The organism is Acinetobacter sp. NigerLNRRAM0016 (assembly GCF_054112845.1).
Genome location: NZ_JBSYVT010000093.1, coordinates 1 through 1,407 on the forward strand (window position 1 = coordinate 1; position 1,407 = coordinate 1,407).

Consider the following 1,407-nt stretch of genomic DNA (forward strand, 5'->3'; position numbering starts at 1 on the left):
AGAAATGCTGCTCGGGGTAAATAGCCTGACTCTTCAAGCATTAAAATGAAGAAGAATAAAATCAAAATCTGAGGCATATATGCAAGCACGCTACCTGCACCAGCAATTACCCCATCCACAACCAAGCTTTTTAATAGAGGATGTTGGATTAGTGGTCCAATAAAATCACTAAGCCAGACCACAAGATTTTCAATGAATTCAATAAATGGTGTGGCCCATATAAATACCGCTTGGAACATCACAAACATGGTTAAAGCTAAGATTACCAAACCCAGTACAGGATGTAGAAAAATCTTATCTAGAAACGCAGTTCTTTTGTCACCACTGTCATTATTTAAAATGACTTGTTTGGTGATTTGCTTGATCTGTTCAAAGTGATCTAATTCAGAATGATAAGGGGCAACAAAAAGATTTTTTTGATCTAACTGATTAATTAAATCTTGAATCCCTTTAGTTTTGACAGCGACAGATTCAACTACAGGGATACCTAACAGTTGAGACAGTTTATCCTTATCAATGGAAATACCACGCTTTTTGACCTCATCCATCATATTTAATACAAGAATCATAGGGCGATTTAGAGCACGAACTTCGAGAACCAAGCTCAAATGTAAGCTTAAATTTGTGGCATCTACAACGCATATAAAAATATCGGGTAGAATTTCACCTTTTAGCTCGCCCAAACAAACTGCCCTGGTGACTTCTTCATCTAAACTACTAGGTTTTAAACTGTAAGTTCCGGGTAAGTCCAATACTCGTATTGCATCACCAGAAGGTAATTTAAAAGAACCTTCTTTTCTTTCTACGGTAACCCCAGCATAGTTGGCAACTTTTTGTCGCGTACCAGTAAGCGTATTAAATAAAGAGGTTTTTCCGCAATTTGGATTACCGACTAATGCAATGTTCTTAATCTTCATTGGATACTAACTCTACAAAAATTCTTTCAGCTTCATTCTTTCTTAATGCGAATCTTGAAGTTTCAATTTGAACTAAAACAGGATCTCCGCCAAAAACACCTTTAGCGAGTACTTGTAGAGTTTCACCCTCTCTAAAACCTAATAGTTGGAGCCGTTCCAATACGGGATCAGTGGTATGACTGTATTGATTACCTTTTTTGAGATCTCTAATTTTGACGATCTGATTTTGTTTAACTTGAAATAGATTCATTTTCGATACTCTTACTTCAAAGCCAAAATCTTTCGAGCACCATTAAGCACGAATAAAGAAACCAGGATGCCAATGATTAAGTCTGGGTAAGCTGATCCCGTCCACGCCACGAGTACACCGGCAAATATAACGCCCATATTTACGACAACGTCATTCGCCGAGAAAATCCAACTGGCTTTCATATGTGCGCCATCTTCTCGATGACCAGAAATAAGATATAAGCATGTCACGTTAGCTATA

Annotated in this window: 2 protein-coding genes and 1 pseudogene; all 3 read right to left on the reverse strand. The window is 37.5% G+C overall.

Annotated elements, in window-relative coordinates; translation table 11 throughout:
- On the reverse strand, window positions 1-917 hold a 917-nt coding region (locus ACWQ4X_RS19630; RefSeq protein WP_457904671.1), incomplete at its 3' end, for a FeoB small GTPase domain-containing protein.
- Window positions 907-1,167: a FeoA family protein gene (locus ACWQ4X_RS19635; protein ID WP_004665962.1), complete on the reverse strand. Its 261-nt coding sequence runs from the start codon at window positions 1,165-1,167 to the stop codon at window positions 907-909. The genes ACWQ4X_RS19635 and ACWQ4X_RS19630, both read right to left, overlap by 11 nt.
- 11 nt (window positions 1,168-1,178) lie before the next feature.
- Window positions 1,179-1,407: pseudogene (locus ACWQ4X_RS19640) on the reverse strand (cation transporter); the annotation flags it as partial.

Bases quoted from the DNA above. Each gene is read 5' to 3' on its own strand.
- ACWQ4X_RS19635 (WP_004665962.1), bottom strand. From the start codon at position 1,167: ATGAATCTATTTCAAGTTAAACAAAATCAGATCGTCAAAATTAGAGAT.